The organism is Candidatus Streptomyces philanthi (genome assembly GCF_059553635.1).
In genome coordinates this window covers 1-4,167 of sequence record NZ_JCANQV010000403.1, presented here as the reverse complement: position 1 = coordinate 4,167, position 4,167 = coordinate 1, and the positions used below count along the sequence as shown (strand labels likewise).

Here is a 4,167-nt window from a genome sequence, read left to right as displayed (position 1 = left end):
CGGCGCCGCCGCACGCCGCGGTGTACTGCTGCGGCCCGGAGCCGCTGATGGACGCGGTGGCCGCGCTGCTCCCCGACGGCCCGGAGGGGCTGACCCTGCACACCGAACGGTTCGCGCCACCCGCCGCCGCGCCGGCCGGGGAGAACGCGCCGTTCACGGTGGAGCTGCGGCGCACCGGCCGTACGGTCGAGGTGGCCGCGGACACCAACACGCTGCGGGCGGTCCGCGAGCAGGCGCTGCCCAACCTCGCGTACTCGTGCGAGCGGGGTTTTTGCGGGACGTGCCGGCAGCGGGTGCTGGAGGGTGAGGTGGATCATCGCGACACCCTGCTGACGGACGACGAGCGGGACGACTCGATGCTGCTGTGCGTCTCGCGGGCGCGGGGGGAGCGTCTCGTCCTGGATCTGTGAACGACGCGGGCGGCCGGGCGCGCCGGGGGCGTACGGCCCCGGCCCTGGGACGCCCTGATCCGCGCGCCGGGCGACATGGGCGAACGGGGGTTTGACGACACCCCCTAGGGTGGGGGCATGACGAACGGGGCACGCCGCAGGATGGGCGTCGAGGAGCGGCGCCGGCAGCTGATCGCCGTCGCCCTCGACCACTTCAGCAGACGCTCTCCCGACGATGTGTCGATCGACGACATCGCCGAGTCCGCCGGGATATCCCGGCCGCTGGTGTACCACTACTTCCCCGGTAAGCAGCATCTGTACGAGGCCGCGCTGCGGCGGGCGGCCGACGAGCTGACGGCCCGTTTCACCGAGCCGCACGAGGGTCCGCTCGGTGCCCGGCTGCTCCGGGTGATGGGCCGGTTCTTCAGCTTCGTGGACGAACACGGGCCCGGCTTCTCGGCGTTGATGCGCGGGGGTCCGGCGACCGGTTCGCGCCGCACCGGCGTCATGATCGACAAGGTGCGCCAGGCCGCCTACGAGCAGATCCTCGCGCACCTCGGTGTCGCCTCCCCCGGGCCCCGGCTGGCGCTGGTGGTGCGGTCGTGGATCTCGCTGGCCGAGTCCACGGCGCTGCTGTGGCTGGAGGACCGGCGGGTGCCCCGGGCGGAGCTGGAGCGGCAGCTGGTGCACGACTTCGGGGCGCTGGTGTCGGTGAGCGCCGCGTACGACGCGGAGACGGCGGAGGTGGTGCGGCGGATCATGGCGGACGAGCCGTCGGACGGGACCTTCGCCGATCTCGTCGTCCGGCTGATGAGCCTTCCGCCGCAGCAGCCGGACGCGGCAGACGCGCGGCCCCCGGCGGACGGCGGGGAGCCGGAGCCGGTGGGCGCGGCGGGGCCGCGGGGCTGAGACCGCCGGTACCGCGCCCGTTCGGTCGTGCCCCTGCGCCTTTGCAAGGGCTTTCACAGATAACCGCAAGAGTTTCGCATTCTCCCCGTAAGCCGTTGCGGTCTCCCCCGGGGCCCACCGCCCCGGCCGTCCGGAGCGCCGTGCCGCTGCCGGACGAACAGGCCCCGGCAGCACCGGCATCGCGCCCCTTTCCCGCCCCGGCCCGACCGGGCCTGCGCAGGGCGTCGACCCGTCCCCGTACCGCCGTTACGCTCACATCATGGCCACGGGATGGACGGACGAGAACGTGATCCACCGGTGGAACACCGTTCCGCGTGGGGCGCTAGAGGCCATGGAGCCCGAGGGGGACGCCGTCCCCGGGGCGGCCCCCGGTATCGAACGTCCCGTCCGTCCGCCCGGCTTCCTGGGTGCCGCCGAAGCGCCGTGACCCGGCGACCGGTGCGCAGCGCCCCGTACCGCGCCCGCTCCCGCGGAAGGATTCCTCATGGACGAGCCCCGCACGGACCAGCCCGCCGACCGCGTGCCGGCCTCCCGCCACGACGGCTTTGCCCCCTGGTACGACGATCGCGGCGCCCTCCCGGCGACCGTCCACCGTGTCCCCCTGCGGCGTCTGCTCGGCACCGCGGGCGGCCTCTGTCTGGATCTCGGCTGCGGTGCGGGGCAGCACCTCGCCGCGCTCCGCTCCCCCGGCCGTACGGTCATCGGCCTCGACACCTCCGCCGATCTGCTCTCCCTCGCCCGGCGGCGGGCGGCGCCCGGTGTCTCCTTCGTACGGGGGGACGCCGCCGTACTGCCGTTCGCGGACGGGGTGTTCACGACGGTGGCGGCGGTGTGGCTGTCCACGGACGTCGACGACTTCCCGGCCGTGGTGCGCGAGGCCGCCCGGGTGCTGCGGCCGGGTGGCGCGCTGGTCTGCCTCGGCGCGCACCCGTGCTTCTGCGGCCCGCACACGGAGGCCCGTACCGACGGCGGCCGTACCGTCCATCCGACCTACCGCACCTCCGGGTGGCACGCGCCGGCCCCGTGGTGGCGGGAGGACGGTGTGCCGCGCAGGGTCGGGATGCGGCATGTCCCGCTGGCCGATCTGCTCAACGCGTTCACCGCGGCGGGCCTGACCCTGACCCGTACCGTGGAGCCGCCGGGCGCCGCGGTCCCGTGGTCCCTGGGACTGCGCGCCGAGAAGATCCGCAAACCGCGCTGAGTGCGGCCCGGTCAGTCGCGGCGGGCCGCGAACAGGGTGTGCCCGCCCTCCCCCTCGGGCACGAACTCCTCCCGTTCGACCCGTAGTCCGGCCCGTGTCAGCCACTCCCGGTAGGTGGCGGCGTCCGCGTGGCTCCACCACATGGCGGCCCCGCCGCCCAGCCAGTCCTCGTCGACGCCGGTCCAGGAGCCGTGGCCGGCGGTCGCCAGGAACAGACCGCCCGGCCGCAGCCATCCGCCGATCCGCTCCAGCAGCGGGAACTGCTCCTCCAGCGGGATGTGGATCAGCGCGTAGAAGGAGACGACGGCGTCGAAGGAGGCCGGCGCGAGGTCGACGGCCGTGGCATCGGCCCGGAGGAAGACGGCCCGCGGCACCGCCTCCCGGGCCCGGCGGATCTGTACCTCGCTGATGTCGATCCCGGTGACGCGGAACCCGGCTTCGGCCAGTGCGCGGGCGACGGGCACGCCGCTGCCGCAGCCCAGGTCCAGCACCGTTCCGCCGCGGGGCACGCGGGCGCGCAGTTCGTCCGTCCAAGGGGCGTACTTGGTCTCTGCCCCGTACATCTGGTCGTAGCGTTCGGAGAGCGCGTCGTAGCCGCGCCGTACGAGGTCCTTGGGGTCGTCCACGGCCATGCGCGGCACGCTAACCGGCGGGGGCGGTGGCGGCGAGCGGTTTTCCCGGCGGTGTGGTCCCGGGGGTACGTGGTCCGGACGTGCCGACGGCCCCCGGCCGGTGTGGTCGGGGGCCGCCGGGTGGGCGGGTCAGCTGATGCGGAAGCGCTGGTTGTCCTGCCCGTTGCAGGTGTACTGGATGATCGGGACCTCGTTGCCCGGGTTGCGGCCCTTCACGTCGAGACACTTGTCCGCGAACGTGCGGATCTCGTAGCGGCCGTCGTTGGCGCGGCGGACACGGAACCGCTGGTTGTCCTGCCCGGTGCAGCGGTACTGGATGATCGGGACCTCGTTGCCCGGGTTGCGGCCCCGTACGTCGAGGCACTTGCCCGCGAAGGTGCGGATCTCGAAGGCGTCGCCGCTGACCTGGCGGAACGTGAACCGCTGGTTGTCCTGCCCGTTGCAGGTGTACTGGATGATCGGGACGTCGTCGGCCGTGCTGCGGCCCTTCACGTCGAGGCACTTGCCCGCGAAGGTCTCGATGCGGAAGTCCTGCTGGAGGTGCCGGGCGGGCGCCGGAGTCGCGGCGCCGGCCGCCGGTGCGGCGAGGGCCGAGGCCGAGGCCAGGGCGAGGACGGTCAGAAGACGACGTCCGGCTTTCGGGAAGTAGCGCACGAAATACCCTCTCTTGGGGAGGAAAAACGCACTGTCCGCCGGAAAGTTAACCCTCCCCGTCCGGGTGGAATAGAGCAGATCGTAGGGATTCGTTCTTTCGTGTATTACCCCCCTTTCGGTTGACGTCTCTTGCCGAAAGTCCTTGCGTACCACCGGAGTCGCGTCAGGCCGGTGCGGGGCCCGTGGACCCCCGGACGACCAGTTCCGGCGGGAAGACGAACTCGGTGTGCCGGCCCACCGCCCGCACCCCCTCGGCGCGGTCGCGGATCTCCTCGATGAGGGCGCCGACGGCCGCGGACGCCATGGCCCGCACGGGTTGGCGGACGGTGGTGAGGGGGGAGTCGTCGAAGCCGACGACGGAGACGTGGGTGGGGACGTCGAG

7 protein-coding genes are annotated in these 4,167 nt (G+C 73.2%); 4 read left to right on the top strand and 3 right to left on the bottom strand.

What is annotated here, in order from left to right:
- The 4 genes from AC51EU_RS27810 to AC51EU_RS27795 all read left to right on the top strand — a co-directional run.
- Positions 1-410, top strand: a 410-nt coding sequence (locus AC51EU_RS27810) for a 2Fe-2S iron-sulfur cluster-binding protein (RefSeq protein WP_496269848.1), incomplete at its 5' end; no start/stop codon positions are given.
- A gap of 117 nt (positions 411-527) precedes the next feature.
- Positions 528-1,298, top strand: a complete 771-nt coding sequence (locus tag AC51EU_RS27805; protein ID WP_496269847.1) for a TetR/AcrR family transcriptional regulator — start codon at positions 528-530, stop codon at positions 1,296-1,298.
- A gap of 259 nt (positions 1,299-1,557) precedes the next feature.
- Complete coding sequence (locus AC51EU_RS27800; RefSeq protein ID WP_496269846.1) at positions 1,558-1,725, top strand: hypothetical protein; 168 nt, start codon at positions 1,558-1,560, stop codon at positions 1,723-1,725.
- A gap of 57 nt (positions 1,726-1,782) precedes the next feature.
- On the top strand, positions 1,783-2,499 hold the full coding sequence (locus tag AC51EU_RS27795) for a class I SAM-dependent methyltransferase (protein WP_496269845.1): 717 nt from the start codon (positions 1,783-1,785) through the stop codon (positions 2,497-2,499).
- Between the two features lie 11 nt (positions 2,500-2,510).
- On the opposite strand, the gene AC51EU_RS27790 is transcribed toward AC51EU_RS27795, so the two are convergent.
- The 3 genes from AC51EU_RS27790 to AC51EU_RS27780 form a co-directional block, all read right to left on the bottom strand.
- Positions 2,511-3,131 (bottom strand): class I SAM-dependent methyltransferase, encoded by a 621-nt coding sequence (locus tag AC51EU_RS27790; protein WP_496269844.1) that lies wholly within the window; start codon positions 3,129-3,131, stop codon positions 2,511-2,513.
- A 129-nt stretch (positions 3,132-3,260) separates the two neighbouring features.
- Positions 3,261-3,785 (bottom strand): RICIN domain-containing protein, encoded by a 525-nt coding sequence (locus AC51EU_RS27785; protein WP_496269843.1) that lies wholly within the window; start codon positions 3,783-3,785, stop codon positions 3,261-3,263.
- 163 nt (positions 3,786-3,948) lie between these two features.
- The coding region (locus tag AC51EU_RS27780; RefSeq protein ID WP_496269842.1) for a substrate-binding domain-containing protein at positions 3,949-4,167 on the bottom strand (219 nt) is incomplete at its 5' end.

Coding starts and splice junctions, on each gene's coding strand:
- AC51EU_RS27805 (WP_496269847.1), top strand. CDS start 528: ATGACGAACGGGGCACGCCGCAGGATGGGCGTCGAGGAGCGGCGCCGG.
- AC51EU_RS27790 (WP_496269844.1), bottom strand. CDS start 3,131: ATGGCCGTGGACGACCCCAAGGACCTCGTACGGCGCGGCTACGACGCG.
- AC51EU_RS27800 (WP_496269846.1), top strand. CDS start 1,558: ATGGCCACGGGATGGACGGACGAGAACGTGATCCACCGGTGGAACACC.
- AC51EU_RS27795 (WP_496269845.1), top strand. CDS start 1,783: ATGGACGAGCCCCGCACGGACCAGCCCGCCGACCGCGTGCCGGCCTCC.